We start from the raw sequence: 21,344 nt of genomic DNA on the forward strand, positions 1-21,344 counted from the left end.
TCCTCGGTAATAAAGCTCCCAATGACGACCAATTGGATTGCTACTTTAGCGATAGAAGTTTCAACATAAAGCATAGAAATGCACTTTTCTCTTACTCAGATACATCTCTTAATTTTTTTACTTCACAGATTTTACCCTATCTAGTATTTTCATAATTAACTCGCCCACGATGTCAGCTTGATGTAGTAAAAACATATGACCACCATTCACTGTTAGAAAATGAACCTCATTGCCCCATTCTACCCACTTCTTAGCCCCTTTTACTGTATAATTGAAGTCTGTTGTTCCACTAATAATGTATAGGGGCGCTTTCAACAATGTTGTGTCATCATTTATATAATTCTCAATGGCGCGAAAGTCTGATCGAATGACTGGAAGGATATAGTTTAAAAGCTCCTGATGTTGTAATACTTCATCCGGTAATCCTCCCAAAGACTTTATATAATCTATAAAGTCTTTATCATCTAAATGATTTGTTTTTCTTCTTATTTCCGGTGGATTCATAGCTGAGATAATAACATTTTTAGGATTTATACCTTTACTTTCTAAAATTTGCGCCATACGGTGAACTATAATTCCTCCCATGCTATGGCCAAATAATGTAACTTCTCCCTCTAAAATTGGTTGCATCTCCATTAAATATAAATTAACAAGATCATCTATGTTATCAACTAGTGGAGAAAGATTGGGACCATGGCCTGGGGGATCAAATGAAATAAGTTTTATATCTTTCGGCAAATAATTCTTTAAAGGTAAAAAAGAATTCGAATAGCCCCCAGCATAAGGAACACAAACCAAATATTTGTTACTATTCAATCCTGGCGATAAATCTTTTATTAATTTTCTCAAGTGACTTCTCCTTTATTAAATAAAATTTTCATCAAATAGTTGTTTAGTCAAACAAATTATCAATTTCTTCATCACTAAGGTTTAAGGTTTCAAAATCTGATGAAGTAAATTCTTTTGTTTGCATTTGACAACAGGATTGGATATATATCTGTAGTCGTTCTAGATAATCTGAAAATAAATTTTCTACAAAATTCTTTTGAAAATGACTTGTACTAAATGTCACATGAATTTCTAAGTTTTTATTCTTAACCATGGCCACAATATCTAATAATGCAGTAATATGATTATCTTTTGATTGTTCACTGCCACTTTGATAATCAACAATAGTAAACCATCCATCCCCGAGAGAATTATCTATCTCTCCTAAATAGTTAAAACGAATTGTATTTTGAGTTAAATCTTTGCAAGAAGGAAACCTCTCTTTAAGAATTCCATATCCAATTCCCTTATTAGGTCTTTTACGAACTTCTTCTTTAACACTCTTTATTTGATTAGCTATATTATGCGAAACTTGTAATACAATAGGATACATCGTCGTAAACCACCCTACTGTACGTGAAATATCAAGATGCTCAAATAATTCCTCTCGACCATGACCTTCTAACTCAAATTTAATTTGATCTTGGTTTGTATATTTACCTAAATTTTCTGTCAACACAGCAAGTAACAACTCCATTGGCTGTGTATTGTAAGGCACATTTGCAGTAGTTAATAGTTTTCTTGTATCATCTGCATTCAATGTAAAGGTAAGAGTAGTACAACTTTCAACAGTACTATTTTCTTTTTCTCTATTAATTTGAAAATTATTATCTAGCGTGTTATCTATGGATTCCCAATAATCTAATTCAGCACGTACTAAATTAACTCCTCGACTATTTAAAGCTTCAGACCAATCTTGGAAAGAGTTAGTTTTTAATGGTAGCGATGGAACTTCTCCTAAATACAAGCTATTCAAACATCGGTTTGCATCTTCAATTAAAATACGCCAGGACACAGCATCAACAATAAGATGGTGTGCAGTTAATAACAACAACTGTTGATCATTTGGAAGCCGGAATAAGACCCCTTTAAATAATGGTCCTTCATTCAAATTTAAACTTCCTTTTAACTCTTCACCTTTTATATGAACTTGATTCAAAGCTATTTCAATTGGAATTTCAGACAGATCAAACATGGTAACCTTAGAATCAGCAATGGACATATCTTCGTCATAATAGAAGTAATCCTGCTTATCCTCATACCTTAGCCGCAACAAATCATGATGATGCATGATCGTATTTAACACCTCATTAATATATTCTTCTTTAACTGACTTCTTCAAAGACAGTAGTACCGATTGATTCCAATGATGCGGGTTCTTAAACTGTTGATCAAGGAACCAACGCATAATAGGAGTAGGCTCTACCTTTCCTGTTACCAATGTTTGTGAGACTGTAACATCTTTTTGTTTAACTAACATTGCTGCCAATTCACTTACAACTGGATAATTTAGTACATCTTTAACTCTAATTTTCCATCCCAGTTCTTGTAATCTAGCGCTCACTTGGATCGCTTTAATAGAATCTCCACCTAAATGATAAAAATTACTATGCAATTCGATTCTATCAGTCTGTAATATTTCCTTGAGAACTTCACTAACCATTCCAGTAACATCTTCATCTACTTCTTCTAAATGAGTATGGTTAGAACCGTTATTTAACATCGGATCTGGCAATGCTTGACGATCTACCTTTCCATTGATAGTAAGCGGTAGCTGATCCATATAGATAAAAAATGAAGGAATCATATAACTTGGTAGCATATGCGAAATAAAGCTGCGTATTTCTATATTTTGAACACTGTCTTTCAAAACAATGTAAGCAACTAGATGATTTGAATTATCCTCACCTTGCCAATTCACCACTACTACATCTTTAACAGACTTGTGTTGTAACAGTGCATTCTCAACTTCCCCTATTTCAATACGATATCCTTTAACTTTCACTTGAGAATCCATCCGTCCTTGATACTCGATTAATCCATTTGGCAACATGACAGCTAAGTCACCACTTCGATACATCTTCTCACTCGAAATAAATGGATTGGATAAAAAACGTTGCGCTGTTAAATCCGGACGATTTAAATAACCTTTAGCTACCCCATCACCCGATATATAAATTTCTCCTTTTACACCAATAGGAACCGGCTGAAGATTCTTATCCAATAAATATATTTGAACATTATCAGCTGGTGTACCAATTGGTACGGATGCTCTTCGATCTAGATCTGGATCATAACGATGAATCATACATCCAACCACAGTTTCAGTTGGTCCATATTCATTAATTATTTCAACTTTACCGCTAAAAAGATCATATATCTTTTCGGCTACTGAGGTTTTCAAATCCTCTCCACCCACAATCAATCTGCGAAGAGATGAAACTCTTGGGGGTGAATAGTTATTTAACAATGCTAAATGTGAAGGCGTAACTTTCAACACTGTTACTACATTTTCCTTTAGGATTTTTGACAAAATAAACTCATCTTCATTATCATGATATATTACTAACAATAAACCACTTATTAAAGGAGTGAATATTGAAGTTACTGTTAAATCAAAAGAAACGGATGAATATAATGCAAAAACATCATTTTCACTACTAATATAGTTCTTTTTAGCCCAGGAAATATAGTTAACCAATCCACGTTGAGTGATTACAGTTCCTTTAGGATTCCCCGTGGTTCCAGAGGTATAAATTATATATATTGGATCATTTGGTGCAGTTACTAGGGTTAGATTGGCATTATCTCCTTCATAAAGTTTCTGATCACATATATTAATTTTCTCACCTAAATATTTTAAATTACCCTCATTTGTATAGTCAGTTAAAAGTAATGTTGTACCGCTATCATTCAAAATATAACGAATTCGGTCCTCTGGGTAGGAAGGATCTATAGGCAAATATGTACCTCCAGCCTTAATAACTCCCCAAATGGCAATTACTATCTCAAGTGAATGTTTAGCTAGTATACCCACGACTTGACCATTTTTGACTCCTTTTTCTCGTAACTTTCTTGCTAACTGATTAGATTTCTTATTTAATTCAAGATAAGTCATTGATCTATCAGCATGTTGAATTGCTATTTTTTCTGGTGTCTGTTTTACTTGTTCTTCAAATAATTCTTGAATAGTTTTTTCTTTCGGATACACAACAGCTGTATTGTTAAATTTCTCTAACATAAACTTTTGTTCATCATCCGATAACAAAGATAATTCTTTTATCGATTGATCTTCATTACGTAAAACTTGTTCTATTAAAGCTAAAAACCTCTCATGCATACAATTGATTTGATCTTCTTCAAAATCCGCGACTTTATAATCATATTGAATTTCTAAACCTTCATCTGCCCATTCCTTAATAACTAACTGCAATGAATAGGCTTGGTAGCCACTATAAAACTCCACGTTTTCTAAAGAAAATCCATCGATAGTATTTTTAAGTTTTGTATTATAGTAATTCACACTATATTGAAATAAACCATCGTATCCTTTACTAGTCAATTGCAAGTCTTTTACCAATAAGTTATAAGGATAACGCTGGTGAAATAGACATTGTTTTATTTCATGATTTACTCTTTTAATGAAAGATAGAACACTCTCATCTTCATCCACATTTAACCGTAACGGCATTGTGCTAGTAAACATACCTACTATTTTCTTTTCTAGTACGCCGGAACGATTTAGTACAGGAGATCCAATGATTATGTCTGATTGATCATACATTTTATGAATATAAATAAGCATAAAGGTTGAAAATAATGTATTCATAGATATTCTATGTTTTTGTATAAAAGACTGTAGTGCAACCGATTTTTCTTTTTCAATTAAAAATATCTTTCGTTTCCCTTCTAGAGAATGAGATGTTTTTGATAAAAAGAAATCTGGTAGATTCATAAATTTCTCATTCCAATAATTCTTATTTTTTACGTATCGAGGGGATTCCAGATATTTCTCCTCTGCTTGTAAATAAGACAGATAAGTAGATTCAACAGTATCATTTATATGCTCATCATTCTTTAACTTAGAGTAAAAATCGATAATTTGACTCGTCATAAGTTGGATTGTCCAACCATCAGCTATAATATGATGAAACTTAACAAAATAGGAGCTTTCTACATCACTTATTTTCAAGAGCACAAATTCAAACAGAGGGCCTCCTTCAAGTGGAATTTGTTTTTGAAATTCATCCTGGGCCCATTTCCAAGCTTCTAAACTTGGATTATGATGATTTGAAAAATCAATTAAACGTATTGGTGTAGGTTCAAATGGTGATATATATTGGTGGGGTTCTCTATGTTGTTGAAAAATCCGTAGACGTAAACCATCATTTTTCTTAATGAATAATTGAATTGCTTTTTCTAAAATTGTAAAATTAATTTCCCCATTAATAAGAACCATCCCTCCGATGTTATACATAGATGTGTTTGGATAAATTTGTTCATTATACCAAACTCTTTTTTGTGGATGCGTAAGAGAATGCTTTACAATTGTTTGTTGCATATTTCCACTTCCCCTCTATCCACATCCGTTGGTGTTTCCGGAAATTGTATATTAATATAGTGAGGATAAGGATTTATATTCTCAAGATTATGTTCTAAAATTAATATTCCATTTTCGTTGCTAGTTTCCTTAAATCCAGCTAATCGATACGTAACAAACATCATACGGTTACGGTCAGTCTGTCGAAACTCAGCCAAAAAGCGTTTACCTGCCTGTTTTGTTCTTTCCATTAGATATGTGAGGAGTATAGTACCAACGCCACGGGACATTACACGACAAGACATGAGAAGAAGTTTTAGACAGTCGGCTTCCTCCGTCCTTTTTACAAGTGTTAAACCAATCTTCCCATAGGAGCCATATTTATCTGATAACTCACAAACTAATAATAAATAATCTGGATGATTACGATAATAGTTTAATTCATCATAATCATAGGTAATACCAGTCGAATTTAATTGATTCGTACGTACTGTTAACTCCTCTGCACGCTGCAAATCTTCCTCACGAGCCTCACTAATCACAAAATTCATCCCAAGTGAAGCTAAAAATTCTTCTTTTGGGCCTTCATATTCTTCTTCATCCTTCGTTCTCTTAAGATTTTCTAAATACATCAGTCTTCGACGGCGTGAATCTTCTGTAATTCTTTTTGGTTGTAGTCGTGGCAAGTCTAATAACGACTTATATTCATTTACATGTATACACAGAATATCATTATGAACACTCTGTACTTCTTCTAATTCAAAAGGTTGGTCATCAATGAACGCAAAAGTATCAATACCTATGTTTAAATTTTTTCTAATTTTCTCAATGGAACTAGATTTAGAGTTCCAATGAATCTCTGGATATAAAAAATACTCTTCTATTCCAAATTCTCGTAATTTAGCTATTGCATCTTCGTAGTTATTTTTACTAGCAACTGATTGCAGTATTCCACGTCGATCTAATTCACATATAATTTCATAAACTCCAGGTTTTAAAGTAACTGTACCACTCTCTAATAAAACACCATCCCAAATTGTACAATCTAAGTCCCAAACAACACATTTAATTTCCTTACTCATGATAATGCCTCCTTTGTTTTATTCATTTTCACAGTTCCCATCTCCATCACTATAAGCTTATCTGCTAAATGAAAATATTGATCGTCGTGAGTAATAGCAATAATACATTTACCCTTCGCTCGCATTTGAGGTAACAATTCTTCATAAAAGAAGCGTCTATAACCAGGATCTTGATCCGCTGCCCATTCATCAAATAAAAGTATAGGTCGATCTTCCAAATACGTAACCAGCAATGCCAACCTTTTCTTTTGTCCAGTTGATAGTTGCGTAGTAGTAAAACGCCCATTCTCAATGCCAACCTTTTCACTCAGTTGGAGAAGTTCTAAATAATGATTGATTTCTGCTTTTATTCCTTCTGTATTAATCCCATATAGCCTATCAAAAACATGAAAATCACTAAGGATAGCTGAATAGTATTGATTCAATTCCTCTGGAGCTATTTCTTTTCCATTTAATAAAACGTTACCTTCATTAGGTTCATATAACCCAGTAATCAGTTTTGATAAAGTAGATTTTCCACTCCCATTACCACCAGCAATAAAGACTATTTCTCCAGAATTAAACTCCATGTCTATTGGACCAATACCAAAACCAGTAAAATCTCCATCTTTATTCTTATACTTATAACTTACATTTTGCAGCTGCAAACAAATTGGCACATCTAAGTACTCTTTTGTTGTCGCGATTTGCTCATTTGCCTTTATATGATCTACACTCTTCACCATTTGTTGAATACGTTGCCAAGAAATACGTACATTTACGAGCTGAGGGATACCGCCCAGTATTTCATTAACTGGACCTGTCATATACAGAAAAACAATTACATAGTTACTTATCGTCTCTTTCGGCATATTAACAAAAATTTCTGGAAATACGAAAACTACAATACCAATAACAAAAATGAATAATAGTTCTCCCAGAACAAACACATTTGCAAATTTAATATCTCCTATCGTTCGTTTAACACGATAGTTATTACAGCTTTCATTCATAACTTCTCGAAAATCGTTTCGTTTTCCAGTATGAAGCCTAAGCTCTTTAAAACCATGCCTTAGATCACCAATCAAACGAAAATATACATTCTGAATATCTCTTGTTTCATTCCAAACTTTATCTGCTTGTCGTCCGATCAGAGAATATACCCCTGCAGTAATAAAGATGATACACAAGGATAGTAAAAAGGCATACATATTCATTACACCAAGATAGAGAAAACAAAACAGTAACGTTAATAAACTTGTTCCAGCAGTAACTAATAGATTGAGAGAACGAGAGATAACTTCCGTATCGTTATTTAATGTCGCCTCTATTCGGCCCTCCTCAATCAACTCCAATTTGTAATAAGGAGTCTGTAACAACTTATCTGTTAATTCCATCCTTTTTTCATAAACTAGCTCGTTTGTATACGATACAATGCTAGTTCTAATAATACGTTGTGAAAAGACATACATAACGATTCCAAGTACAAAGTAAAACAACAAGCCATTTTCCAAATTATTTGATCTAACAAACGTTTCATTAATCACAAAAATGAGAAAGGCATTACCAAATCCTGATATTAATCCCAAAACAATTAAAGTCAAAAGCGACTTTCCCTTTTGTCTTGGAAAACAAAGATTAAAGAATGTATGGATAACATAGGCCAAACCCACCCCAGCAATTGCATATATTGCAAGTACAACAGTTGAAGGAGCCCAAACTTTTATAAATGCCCACGGAAGCCCTCCAAACAAGAGATTTGGTAGTTGATAGAGTGCATAAATCATTAGCCCATATATCGCAACAACTAATACCATATGTAACCATGTTTTTCCCGTTGGTAATATAAATTTTCTTTTTCTAAAAATAATCTCCCTGATTAAATGAAATAACATGACCAATAACGTTAGTAAACACAAAGATGAGATCACAAATAAGGCTGTTCCTATTTGATCCGTTTTCTTATATTCATCATAGAGTAACGGTTTAACTTCTTTATCTATCATCATATTTAAAAGACTGCTACCGATATAGTAAGTGTAATTACTATTCAGATTTGCTAATACTACGACTCCTATCTGTTCCTCATCACGGAAACCAATATACGATGAATAATTTGGGTTACTTCCACCATGTGAAATCTCTCCTCCACCACTTTGATAGACCTCCCATCCAGCTGCATATGAAGCTCCATTGTTATCTGGGGCAACCTTTCTATTCGCTTTATGAGAAACGTTAATCAATTCCTCTGGAAACATCCTAGGCTTTTCAACCCCAAGCTGTAATTTTAACCATCTTTCCATATCATTTATATTTGAAATAAAATATCCAGCCGGTGTATTCCCCCTATAATTAGGAGCGTCATAGGGTAATGATTGTAAGAAATTACGCTTGTAACCTTGGGCCATGTTATCTAATGGGGCCATCTCACGTCCAGCGTATGTACTCAATAAATCCAACTTTGATAGCACATGATCTTGAACATATCTTTCAAATGATTGATTAGTTGCCTTCTCGATTACTAAGCCTAATAGATCGTAGTTAACCGTAGAATATTCAAAATTGCTACCCGGCTCTCGGTTGAGTCCTATTGGCATAACATTTCTAATCGTTTTCTCAATAGAATCTTTGCCATTGGTTATAGGAATATATCCAATGGCCTTTTCCGGTATTCCACTAGTATGGTGTAATAAGTCATAAAGTGTAATTTCATAAGGTTTGCCTTTATACTCCATTTCAAACCATGAAACATATTTAGTTAAAGAATCACTAAATTTAATTTTCCCTTCTTTTTCTAGCTGCAATAAAGCTAATGCCGTAAAAGCTTTTGAAGTAGAACCTAGCTCGAAAAGCGTCTCATTCGTAACTTGACGTTTTTTGTCTGTATCGGCATAGCCATAATTCTTCTTATAAATCGTTTCATTTCCTTTTACAATTACTACTGAAAGTCCAGGAATACCCGCTTGAGATATTTGTTCTTCTATATGCTTCTGTATTTTCTTCTCATTAAACTGTACCGTTTCCTGTGCTTCCACCTGTCGATAAGGGAGTACTATTAAAGTCATTAAAATGATAAACTTCAACCATATGTTTAACTTCATATTTTTAGCCCTCTTTTAGTTAACTTGGATTAACTTTTCAATTTTCTTTTTAAATGGTTGCACAACATTTTGACCAATACGTTCAATTTCATGCTCACTAATCTGAGAAGTAATAAGAAAATAATTTGCCCCTATTTCCCAAAAATCAGTTAACGTCGAGATGACTTCCTCATAGCTACCAACTATAGAAATTGAATTAGATGGGTTAACTAAACTTAGACCTCCCCAAAGATGATCATCTATCCACATACTATCTTTTGTAATTAAATCTTTGTATCGGCGAAGTCCAACAGAATCTGCATTATCTAAAAATAGCTTAGTCATCCTCTTTAAGGCTGCTGGTGTTCTCTCAAGTAGTTCATATGCTTCTTCATATGCTTCTTCCGAAGTCTCACGAGCAATGATGTCTACTAAAATAGCACCCGGAATTTTCTCACGCCCATATTGCTTAGCGTAATTATTAACTGTTTGAAAATGTTCTCTAAGACTTTTGCGGTCTGTTGCATAAAGTATATAAGCATCACCATACTCTGCAGCTACTCTCATTGCCTCCTCGGAGGACCCCGCTACAAAGTAGCGGGCACTTCGAGAGAGATCTTCCTTTGGATAAATATCACTATTTTCTACTTGATAAAACTCACCTTTATAGCTAGTTACTCCTCGTCTTAATTGTTGTAACAGCTCAATATATTCTTTTGTCCGAGCATATCGAACATGGTGTGGTTCTGGTAATCCATCACGTGCAAGGACAAGCGAGGCACTACCAGTTACAATGTTAATATCTGCACGATTACCAATTAAACTATTTAAAGTATTCAATGCTTTTGCTGTTACGGTAGGAAGCATCTGGTTTGTATTTTGCGCAACCAAAATCTTTACAAACTCCGTATTCATTCCAATCATAGACGCTGCTATCATTGGATCAACAGATGTTGGTGCAATGGAAACCAATACCGAGTCAAAGTTATTCTTCTCAGCTCTTTTAGCTTGACTAACATATTCCTCTAGAAGTTCTTTTGTTTGTGGTGTTGGAATAACCGGTAATCCCCAGCAAAATTCAACTTTTGACGGAACTACTTCTTTATTAATCATGTTGTTCCCCTCCCTTTACTACTTTCTACTTTTTAAAGCAGATAATGTATTTTTCATAACTGATTTCGCTTTCAATAACTCTTTTTTATTTGTTAAATTGTTATTTACTTCTTGATTACTTAAATATTTAGCAAGAGATTTAATTGACGTATGCTCATAAAGAACAACTATAGGTAAGTCTCGTTTAAAGGCCTCTTTTAATTTCACATTAATACGAACAAGATCTAAAGAACTCATTCCTAGATCGAAGAAATTATCGTAAATTCCTATTTCTTCGATTCCAAACATATCTTTTAATAATTCGTATAATCGTTGTTCAATTTCATTAGTTGGTGGTCTATACGTTGCGGAAACATCTGAACGATTCTGCTTTAATCTATTCTTACTTCCTTTTTCCAATAGTTCATTATAATAGTTGGCACCATTTAAAAGTTTCCAATGTAAATCTATTGGAGAAACCACGACTTGTTGTTGATTTCTATTGATAATACTACGGAATACTTTTAAGCCCTCTTCTACAGTTACACCATCATGTAATACACTTTCCATATCCATATTAAATTGCTTTGCCCATATTTCAGCCGACTTAAGTGACATACCCACCTCTTGCCAATCTGGCCAGTTAATAGCTACAGTGAACACTCCATCATGAGCCCGCTTATAAAACGCAAATGCATCTAAAAATTCATTCGCTGCATTATAACCACTCTGACCAAATTTCATATGATACGCCACATTACCAATTGATGAACATAGTACGAAGAAATCAATTGGTTCATCTTTTAATAAAGCATCGAGTACTAGTGTACCTTTAATTTTCGAAGCTAAAATTTTATTATTAGATTCTTTTTCACGATTCATCATAATACCTAGATAATCAGCGACACCTGCTGCATGAATTACGCCATTAATAGAACCAAAACGAGATTTAGCCTTTTCAATTGCCTGTTTCATATCATCTTGATTGGAAACATCAGAACTTAGGATCATGTATTCTGCACCTTGAGACTCTATTGTCAACAAATCAGAAATAACTCGACTTACACGCTCGTCTTTATTTTCTAGGTACTGTTCCCATTGATTACGAGGTGGGAACTCTGAGCGACCAATCAATATAAGTTTGACATTTGGTACGCTATTAGCTAAATCTTTTGCAATTTCAAATCCAATTCCACCAAGTCCACCTGTAATTAAATAGACGCCACCCTCTCGTAATCTATCAATTTCTACATCTTCTTCCTCAAAAGGACTTTGAATAATCGTTTGCGCCCATCGATGACGTCCTCGATAAGCTACAACTATATCAGTAGAATCCACAAAACTCTCCATTAAACCCGCTTCTTCAAACATTTGTTGAGAATCTGTATCCATATCAATGGTACGACATTTTATATTTTGAAACTCAAGATTGCATATTTTTGAAAAGCCTAGAATTGTAGCTTGCTCTGGTTTTAAATTCAGCTCTGTACCTGTAACTTCAAACATACGGTCAGTAAAGATATTTAACTGTAATGCTCCCTCATAATTAATTTTCCCAATTGCTTGTGCAATATAAAGTAACGAATAATAGCCTTCATCCATTGACCGTTCAATTCTCTCTTGATCGAGAATAACCTCATTAACTGGATTAAAGCTCCAAGCATGTATCATCTTATTTGGTAATAAATCTTTTTGTTCTAATTCTGAAAATAGCATTTCATAATGCATTTTTTGAGATGGACATATCGTATATAAACCGTCGGATTTTTCAGAGAAAATACCACCTGTTTTAACTTCAATTACATCATGACCTTCTCTTTTTAATTTTTCTATCAGTCGATTGAATCGATTTAGATGATCATTGAAAATAAGCCATTTATATTTTTGTTCTTTCTTTATTTGTATAGATTTTAATGTTTTGCGTTCCCAAGAAGGCAAATAAAACCAGTCTTTAATATTAGCCTGTTTATTATGGCCTCTTGTTTCCTGAGTTAAACTCTGAGATTGAGTATTAAAAAATGGATCAGCTTTAAATCGTTTTTTCATGAAAGGATACGTTGGTAAATCTAATAACCTTTTATTCTCACTGTTATTAAAAGTATTCCAATTTATAGTTCCACCTTGCATCCATAACCGTCCCATTTGCTTGCATAAATGCTCGAAGTCATTTGATTTATCCAGAGGATGACGTAACATGTTTAAAGCCAATTGATCTTTACTTCTATTTAAATGTTTTAATACAAAAGTTGATAATGCATTACCTGGGCCAATCTCAAGGCAAATTACATTTTTTAAATGAAAAATTTCAGATAATCCCTTTGAAAATTGAACAGTACTTCGTAGATGCTGTGCCCAATAAGAAGGTGATGTGGCTTGATTTGCTGTAATCATTTCACCTGTAACATTAGATATATAAGGTATTTTAGGACTTGATAATTTTATATTTCCTACAGCTTGGTCAAATGAATCTAGAACTTCATCCATCATTCGAGAATGGAAAGCATGCGAAGTAAATAGACGCGTTGTCTTTACTCCATGATTTAAAAGTAATTCCTCAATCTTATTGATTGAAAGTACAGTACCAGAAATTACTGAATGTTGAGAGGAATTTACAGCTGCTATATCTACATCAACTGTTATATAGGTTTGTAATTCTTCAACAGATAAATTTACACTTAGCATAGCGCCTTCTGGTACGCTATTCATTAACTTGCCTCTAATCATTACTAAATGTAATGCATCTTCATAAGACATTACTTCTGCTAAACAAGCTGCTACAAACTCACCAATACTATGGCCAAACATGACCCTTGGATAAACTCCCCAATTCATTAGAAGCTTGGCTAATGCATATTCAATAGTGAATAGTAGAGGTTGCGTCATTGAGGTTCTATTTAACTGTTCAGTTGCTTTATCCCCTGTCTCCTTTGTAGGATACAAAATATTTTTCATGTCTATATCTAGCCAATTTGAGAGTAAGGCTAAACCTTGATCAACGTGTTCACGAAATACAGGTTCATTTTCATATAAATCTCTACCCATATTGATATACTGTGATCCTTGCCCTGAAAAAAGAAAGGCTAAAGGTCTACTCTCCATTGCGTTTGTTTTCTCTAGTCCCGTATCACCAAGTTTTTCTATGGCATCCTCTATTCCATTAGCAACTACTGCAGTTCTATATGGAAATTCACGACGACCTTTTTGTAATGTATAAGCTGTATCAGATAGTGATATCTCTGGATTCTCCTTCAAATGCAATAATAGATCGTTAGTAGCTTTATCTAAAGATTCCTCTGTTTTTGCTGAAACAGTTAATAAGTTCCAAGATTGTTTTTCAAAATTCTTAGCATTGTCAGGAACAGACTCTAACACTATATGTGCATTAGTTCCACCCATCCCAAACGAACTAACACCCGCTCTTCTTACCTCTTCTTTCCATGGGATAAGTTCCGTATTTACACGAAACGGATTTTTTCCAAAATCAATGCTAGGGTTTGGGTTATTATAATGAAGGCTCGGCGGAATTTTCTTGTTTTTCAAAGCTAAGACCGTCTTTATAAATCCTCCAACTCCTGCTGCAGCATCTAAATGTCCAATGTTCGTCTTCACTGATCCAATTAAAACTCTACCTGGTTCTTGCTTACCAAAAGCTAACTTCAATGCTTCTATTTCTATAGGATCACCTAGTTGCGTACCAGTACCATGAGTTTCTATATATGAGATTTCTTCAGGCTTAACACCAGCTATTTCATGAGCCGATTTTATAACAGCAGCTTGTCCATCAACCCCTGGCGCTGTAAATCCAGCCTTATTGGACCCATCATTGTTTACTGCAGCTCCTTTAATAACTCCATGTATTAAATTCCCATCTCGAAGAGCGTCCTCTAACCTTTTCAGTACTACAATGCCAGCACCATTTCCACCCACTGTTCCTTGAGCATCCTTATCAAAAGCTCGACAATGACCATCTGGTGAGAAAATCATACCATCTTCATATAAATATCCTGTTTTTGTTGGATAAGTTATACTTACTCCCCCGGCCAAGGCTATGTCGCATCGTTCATCGATAAGATCTGCCCATGCGTTTTGAATAGCAACTAAGGAGGTAGAACAAGCAGTTTGTACTGTAATCGCTGGTCCTTTTAGATTTAATTTATAAGCCAATCGAGTAGCAAAGAAGTCTTTTTCGTTTAACAACATTGCTTGGAAATCTTCTAATGTATTAGAAGATTCACTAGCAATAGAACGAAGCCAGTGGAAATTTGGTGATCCTCCAACATAAACTCCTGTATTCATATGAGAAGAATTAACCTCACCTGCTTGTTCTAGTGCTTCCCATGCGCATTCATGAAGTATACGCAGTTGTGGATCCATCATTTCAGCTTCTTTTAGACTGTAATCAAAAAATTCATTATCAAATGCATCTACATCTTCTAAATACCCTTTAGATTTTATATAATTAGGTTTTTGAATCACTTCTTTTGGTATGCCCATCTCACTAAGTTCTTCATCTGTAAATGTACGAATGGATTCTATCCCTTGTTCTAAATTTGACCAGAATTGCTTAAGATTAGAAGCGCCTGGCATACGAACCGCCATACCAACCACTGCTACATCATTTTTATTCATAGATAAAAGATTTTCTTTCTTAACTTCTTCAGGTTGGTGTTCCATAGCATTATCACTTCTAAAGTAGGAAGCTTGATCATGAACCGTTGGGTATCGGAATAACATAGGCATTGTAAGTTCTTTTTCAAACTTGCTTCGTAAACGAGAGAACAATCGAACCATTTTTAAGGAGTTCCCTCCAACATCAAAGAAATTATCATACAACCCTACTTTTTCTACCCCCAAAACTTCCTTCCAAACATCAGCTACCGTTGTTTCAAGCTCATCTAGTAAATCATTTGGTTGTACTAACTTAGTAGGCTTAGGTAAAGCACGACGATTAACTTTTCCATTCGTAGTTAATGGCATTTCACTTAAAAGCACAAAATACATAGGTATCATATACGAAGGTATTTTGTCAGTAAGATAATAACGTAATTCATTTTGAGATATATCTTGATCAGTTAGTATATAAGCACACAGTTCTTGTTCCTCTCCAAAAGCAATAGATAAAACTACCGCTTCCTTCACATCCGCATGCTGTTGTAAATGATGTTCTATTTCTCCTGTTTCGATTCGATAACCACGTATCTTTACTTGATGATCACTACGACCTATATACTCCATTTCGCCATTTTCAAGAATACGGACTAAATCTCCTGATCTATATAATCTTTCACTTAGATTATAAGGATTCTGTATAAAACGTTCACTGTTTAGTTCAGGACGATTTAGATATCCCCGTGCAACTCCATGTCCTCCAACATAAAGTTCCCCTTGCATTCCCTTAGGTGTAGGATTCATATGTTTGTCAAATACATAGCACGAATACGTAGGAAGAGGCACGCCTATAGCACTAAGATTACTGTGCATTTCTTTTTCTCCAATTTCCTTATAAGTAACATGTACTGTCGTCTCAGTTATTCCATACATATTTACTATGACCGTATTAGGTGAACGCTTAAACCAACTTTGCAGTAAACCTGGCTTCAGCATTTCCCCTCCAAATGTAATTAACCTAATTTTGAAAGAAAGTTTAGGCATTTCTTCAACTACTTGCTGAAAAACATAGAATGCAGATGGAGTTTGATTCAATACCGTTACTCCCTCATCTGCAATCAACTGAGCAAGTTTATACGTATCACGAATTGTTTCTTTTGTTGCCAGGACAAGACGTCCACCATAAGTAAGTGATCCAAATATCTCCCAAACTGACATATCAAAACAGAAAGAATGAAATAGTAACCACACATCATTACTAGAGAATTTAAAACTATTTGGTTGATGCATGACAAGTTGTATTACATTACTATGTTCAATCATAACCCCTTTAGGACGTCCTGTTGTTCCAGAAGTATAAATGACATATGCTAAATTATTTGGGGCAACATCTACTCTCTCGAAATCTTGCATCGGTGTCTCATTAAGTTCTTCAATAAAAAGCATTGTGCTATCAAATTTAACTTTATCCTCAAATAAATTTGAGGTTATTATTACATTTGAACCACTATCTTGAAGAATAAAATCAATTCGTTCCTGAGGATAATCAGGATCAATTGGAACATAAGCCCCACCTGCTTTTAAAATACCAAGTAGAGAGATAATCATATTAAATGAGTAATCCAACATTACAGCTACTGGAGAATCTAAAGTTACACCTTCTTTTAAAAGAGCAAATGCCACCTTATCCGCACGCTCATTCAACTCTCCATAAGTCATCTCACTATTCTCAAATGTAAGTGCCACTCTCTCAGGATGCTTTTCAGCTTGCATCTCAATTAATTGATGAAGTGTTGTTTGTGGGAATGTAGCACTTTGATTTTGACCACCTTGAAGCAAAAACTTTTCTTCTGCCTCATCTAACATTTTAAGAGTTTGTATTGGTTGCCCTTCATCTAAAAGCATTGAATCTAATAGCTGTATAAAATGGTTAGTTATACTGGTAATAATGGATTCATCAAATACATCTTCAGGCCACATCATTGCAAGTTTAATAGAATCGAAACATTCTATTGAGACGGTTAAATCATAGTTGGTCATTTCATTTACTTCATAACCTGAAATTCTTACACTTTCATCAATTTCTTTCAGCTTTGCTATATCAAGAGGATAATTCTCAACTACCATAATAGTGTCAAATGACACGTTTAAATCAACAATTGGAGTCGTTTCATATTCAGTTCTTCTTTGGACATCACTTTGAATTCTTTGTAAAAGATCTGAAACAGTCATTTTCCCATCAGCACTTACACGAAGTGGTGGTGTATTTATAAATAAACCTACCATTTCACTCAGACCGTGCATTGGAATTGAACGCCCGGATACTGTTGTACCGAATATTACGTCCTCTGAATTTTTGTACCTTTGTAATAATAGACCCCAGGCTGTATAGAATAATGTAGCCAATGTTACACCTTGATTACTTGCAAAACTTCGAAATCTATCACTTTGCCCTTTATCTATCTCTTTTACATATGTTTTTGCTTTTTTTAGTTGATTAGAATTTTTATTGGATAAATTTATTTGTTCAGTTAATTCATTTAAATATTGTTCCCAAAAAAGCTTTTGTTTTGATTTATCTTGTTTTTGTTGCCATAGTATATATTCTTTAAATTTCTTTTTATTTATAGATGATGGTACATCTCCCTTTATTAACTCTCGATATACCTTAATAAACTCTTGTAAAATAATACTATTACTCCAACCATCAAACAAAATATGATGATGACGTAAAACCATTTCATATTCGCCTTCGTTCAAATGGCACAGTTCGATAGAAAAGGGAACTGTTTGTAAATCAAAGCTTTCTGTATCATTAGAGACTTTGCCATCACTATAAATAATGTTCGGAGTATGCTCTTTTAGTATAAGTTGTACAGGTTGTTTAACTTTTTCCCATCGAAAAATTGTACGCAGCATTTCATTTTCCCGCGTTACATAATTCCACGCCTCTTCAAATTTTGGAATATTAATTTTTCCAGTTAAGCAAAGTCGAAGTTCTTCATGATATAGCTTTCCTTCGGGTTCTTTCAAATAATGATAAAGAATACCTTCCTGCACTGGTGTAAGGGCGATTACATCTTCAATATCTTCTTTATGAATCTTTACTGCTTTCCTCATTAACAGAACCTCCTACAAGTGTGGTATGGTGTGAATATTTATCGGAACCTAATAAGGCAAGTGCTTTTCTATCTATCTTTCCGCTATCCGTTAATGGCATTTCATTTACACGTACAAAACTGTTAGGTATCATATAATCTGGTAAAAATAAGCGAAGATATTTTTTTAACCTCTCTAACTCAATATCATTTTCTGACTCATAGAAAGCTATTAACTTAACTACCATCTCAGATTCTTGTCTTACAATTACCGCACATTGTAAAACTCCTTCACAAGGCATTAAACACGATTCTATTTCCCCTAACTCAATACGAAGCCCATTAACTTTAACTTGAAAATCAATTCTTCCATGAAACTCAATATTCCCATCCGATCTTATTAAAGCTAAGTCACCGGTTTTATATATACGGGTATCAAGGGAATATTGTACAAACTTTTCTGCCGTTAATTGCGGCCTATTTACATATCCACGTGCTAATCCTATACCTGAGATACATAATTCTCCTATATGGCCTTTCGGAAGTTTATTACCATATTTATCAACAACAAACATCTCAATATTCTTAATTGGTCGCCCTATTGGAACGCTCCCTTCTTTAATCTCATGTGTCGGACAATCATAAGCAGTCACATCAATGGTTGCTTCAGTAGGTCCGTACAGATTAGTAAGAAGTGTACCATTAGAGAAATTTAGCAGCTTGTTAAAACGGTTTACATGTTGAGACAGTAGTGCCTCACCACTAACAAATACTTGTTTCAACGATTTTATTCGGTTAGTTTCACCTGTCACATCAAGATAGTGTAAAAATGCACTTAACATAGATGGTACAAAATGCATAATTGTCACGTCATTACTTTCAGTTGTCTCAATAATAGCCTGTGGAAACTTCTCCATCCCCGGCGCAAGAATACATACTTTGGCTCCAACTATTGCCCACCAGAACATCTCCCATACGGATACATCAAATGTATAAGGGGTCTTTTGTAATATAGTATCCTTTGAACTAATTGGATAAGCCTCTTGCATCCACTCAATTCGATTTATTAAGGCCGAATGCTCAATCATAACACCCTTAGGTTTCCCGGTTGAACCAGAAGTGTATATTACGTACACAAGATCAGAGGGTTTGTTAATACACTCTAGATTTTCATCCTTTCCTTCATAGGAAATCGAATCTAAAGCCAACATATCAGCTTTCAAACTATCTTGAAAACGATGTAGGATTTGCTTTTGCGTAAGTATTAATTTAGCACCGCTATCTTCTATAATGAATTGTAATCGTGATGATGGATGATTCGGGGAAAGCGGAAGATATGCTCCGCCCGCTTTCAATATCCCGAAAATTCCGACAACCATTTCGATAGATCGCTCTACCATAATACCTACAACTGTATCTGGACCAACTCCACCTTCACGTAAAAGACGAGCTAATTGGTTACTTTTTTCATTTAATTCCTTATAGGTTAATGTTTCTTTTTTAAAGATAACAGCAACCTCATCTGGCGTACGGACTACTTGTTCTTCAAACAGCTTTTGTATACATGTACTCATCCGGGTTGTATCACTCCTTTAGTTACAGGTATTTTTTCAATGGCACGTTTCGCTTTTTTAGCAAATCCCTTACCAAGTAATAGCTGATGAATCTGATTACTCCCCTCAACAATCTCCATTGTTTTAGAATCTCTAAAGCACCTTGATATTGAATAATTATCATTACAACCAAGTGCTCCCATAATCTGTACAGCATTCGTTGAATGCCTTGTACCTGAGCGCGATGCAAAATATTTTGCAATCATAATCTTTTCAGTAGCATCAGCTCGATGTTCATTTTTGGCCTTACAAGCTTCTAAACTAAGGAGTATAGAAGCTTCTAAATCTACTCCCATATCCGTAACCATATGTGAAATCATGCCATGATCAATTAGAGAGTTACCAAATGCGCTTCTATGTAATACATGATTCCCACAGATTTCTAAACAAGTACGTAATACACCAAGAGCAGCAAAGGCAATTGAAATACGCCCAAATTCTAAAGCATACGGTGCAAGGTAAGTAAAAGCAAATCCTGGTCTACCAATGATATTTTCTAAAGGTATTTCTACATTATTGAATTCAATTTCTGCCAAATATGCAGCTTTAAATCCAAGCATGTCTCTTATATGAGTAACATTGACACCCATACTATCTTTTGGTACTAAACAGGCAATTGGTTGTTCACCATTAAGCTTTCCAAATACCAAAAACACATCAGCAGCTGCACCAAAAGTGATCCACTTTTTCACTCCGTTAAGTATTAATTTATCCCCGTGTTGATCGAAGTTCGTTTTAATCATATTTAAATCTGATCCTGCTCCAGGTTCAGTAAGAGCTAATGCAGCTATTTGATTACCAGATGCAAGTAATGGTAACCACTGATTTTTTTGATTTTCTGTTCCCCATTTTAAAATCGTTTCTGTTACCATCGTATGGACATTAAATAATCCCGAAAGAGAGACACTACCTCTTGCTATTGCTTCAGTAAATAACCCATACGTTACATAATCCCATTCTAATCCACCATACTCTGCTGGAAGTGTTCCACCTAAATAACCATTTTTAGCACAAGTCTTTATTATGTCTGATGGAATGCCCTGTTCAATCTCCCAACTATTAGCGTGAGGTTCTATATTTTCACAAACAAAACCCAAAAAATTCTGATACATTTTATATTGAGATGGCTCTAAGTATTGTTTCATGTCCATTACCGAACCATTTGCTTATTTCTTATAAAATTACCAATAGAATTTACAGACTTATAGTTATCCATATCTAAATCATCCATAGTTACCTTTATGGCAAATTCTTTTTCAAGAAAAGTCATCAATTGGATTGCAAATAAAGAATTAACTAGTCCTTCTTCAAAAATCTCAGTATCATCATTAAATTCAATACCTACATGATCTTGAATATACATATGAATAATTTGTTCTAAATTTTTATCTTGCATTTTATACACCCCTATTTGTAATTTTTAA

General features: G+C 34.3%; 9 protein-coding genes. All 9 read right to left on the bottom strand.

The window, feature by feature from the left end:
* Positions 1–117: 117 nt before the first annotated feature.
* Genes ACZDYH_RS17565 through ACZDYH_RS17605 form a run of 9 tightly spaced genes read right to left on the bottom strand, consistent with a single transcriptional unit; the run spans position 118 to position 21,316 of the window.
* Positions 118–849, bottom strand: a complete 732-nt coding sequence (locus ACZDYH_RS17565; RefSeq protein WP_102956559.1) for a thioesterase II family protein — start codon at positions 847–849, stop codon at positions 118–120.
* 43 nt (positions 850–892) lie between these two features.
* On the bottom strand, positions 893–5,389 hold the full coding sequence (locus tag ACZDYH_RS17570) for an amino acid adenylation domain-containing protein (protein ID WP_474886738.1): 4,497 nt from the start codon (positions 5,387–5,389) through the stop codon (positions 893–895).
* Positions 5,371–6,450 (bottom strand): HAD-IIIC family phosphatase, encoded by a 1,080-nt coding sequence (locus ACZDYH_RS17575; RefSeq protein WP_474886739.1) that lies wholly within the window; start codon positions 6,448–6,450, stop codon positions 5,371–5,373. The genes ACZDYH_RS17570 and ACZDYH_RS17575 overlap by 19 nt, the downstream gene beginning before the upstream one ends.
* On the bottom strand, positions 6,447–9,530 hold the full coding sequence (locus ACZDYH_RS17580) for a cyclic peptide export ABC transporter (RefSeq protein ID WP_474886741.1): 3,084 nt from the start codon (positions 9,528–9,530) through the stop codon (positions 6,447–6,449). The genes ACZDYH_RS17575 and ACZDYH_RS17580 overlap by 4 nt, the downstream gene beginning before the upstream one ends.
* A gap of 15 nt (positions 9,531–9,545) precedes the next feature.
* The gene (locus ACZDYH_RS17585; RefSeq protein ID WP_474886743.1) at positions 9,546–10,622 is read right to left on the bottom strand and encodes an LLM class flavin-dependent oxidoreductase; all 1,077 of its coding nucleotides are present in this window, start codon (positions 10,620–10,622) and stop codon (positions 9,546–9,548) included.
* A gap of 18 nt (positions 10,623–10,640) precedes the next feature.
* Positions 10,641–18,329, bottom strand: a complete 7,689-nt coding sequence (locus tag ACZDYH_RS17590; protein ID WP_474886744.1) for an amino acid adenylation domain-containing protein — start codon at positions 18,327–18,329, stop codon at positions 10,641–10,643.
* A complete protein-coding gene (zmaJ, locus tag ACZDYH_RS17595) occupies positions 18,304–19,881 on the bottom strand; it encodes a zwittermicin A synthase ZmaJ (RefSeq protein WP_474886746.1) in 1,578 nt (525 codons plus the stop codon). The genes ACZDYH_RS17590 and zmaJ overlap by 26 nt, the downstream gene beginning before the upstream one ends.
* Positions 19,878–21,071, bottom strand: a complete 1,194-nt coding sequence (locus ACZDYH_RS17600) for an acyl-CoA dehydrogenase family protein (RefSeq protein WP_474886748.1) — start codon at positions 21,069–21,071, stop codon at positions 19,878–19,880. Before ACZDYH_RS17600 ends, zmaJ begins: the two co-directional genes overlap by 4 nt.
* Positions 21,071–21,316, bottom strand: coding sequence for an acyl carrier protein (locus ACZDYH_RS17605; RefSeq protein WP_001152970.1), 246 nt, complete (start codon positions 21,314–21,316; stop codon positions 21,071–21,073). Before ACZDYH_RS17605 ends, ACZDYH_RS17600 begins: the two co-directional genes overlap by 1 nt.
* Positions 21,317–21,344: the final 28 nt, after the last annotated feature.

This window comes from Bacillus sp. EB V-12 (assembly GCF_056158125.1).

Coding starts and splice junctions, on each gene's coding strand:
- ACZDYH_RS17570 (WP_474886738.1), bottom strand. CDS start 5,389: ATGCAACAAACAATTGTAAAGCATTCTCTTACGCATCCACAAAAAAGA.
- ACZDYH_RS17575 (WP_474886739.1), bottom strand. CDS start 6,450: ATGAGTAAGGAAATTAAATGTGTTGTTTGGGACTTAGATTGTACAATT.
- ACZDYH_RS17580 (WP_474886741.1), bottom strand. CDS start 9,530: ATGAAGTTAAACATATGGTTGAAGTTTATCATTTTAATGACTTTAATA.
- ACZDYH_RS17585 (WP_474886743.1), bottom strand. CDS start 10,622: ATGATTAATAAAGAAGTAGTTCCGTCAAAAGTTGAATTTTGCTGGGGA.
- ACZDYH_RS17590 (WP_474886744.1), bottom strand. CDS start 18,329: ATGAGGAAAGCAGTAAAGATTCATAAAGAAGATATTGAAGATGTAATC.
- zmaJ (WP_474886746.1), bottom strand. CDS start 19,881: ATGAGTACATGTATACAAAAGCTGTTTGAAGAACAAGTAGTCCGTACG.
- ACZDYH_RS17600 (WP_474886748.1), bottom strand. CDS start 21,071: ATGGACATGAAACAATACTTAGAGCCATCTCAATATAAAATGTATCAG.
- ACZDYH_RS17605 (WP_001152970.1), bottom strand. CDS start 21,316: ATGCAAGATAAAAATTTAGAACAAATTATTCATATGTATATTCAAGAT.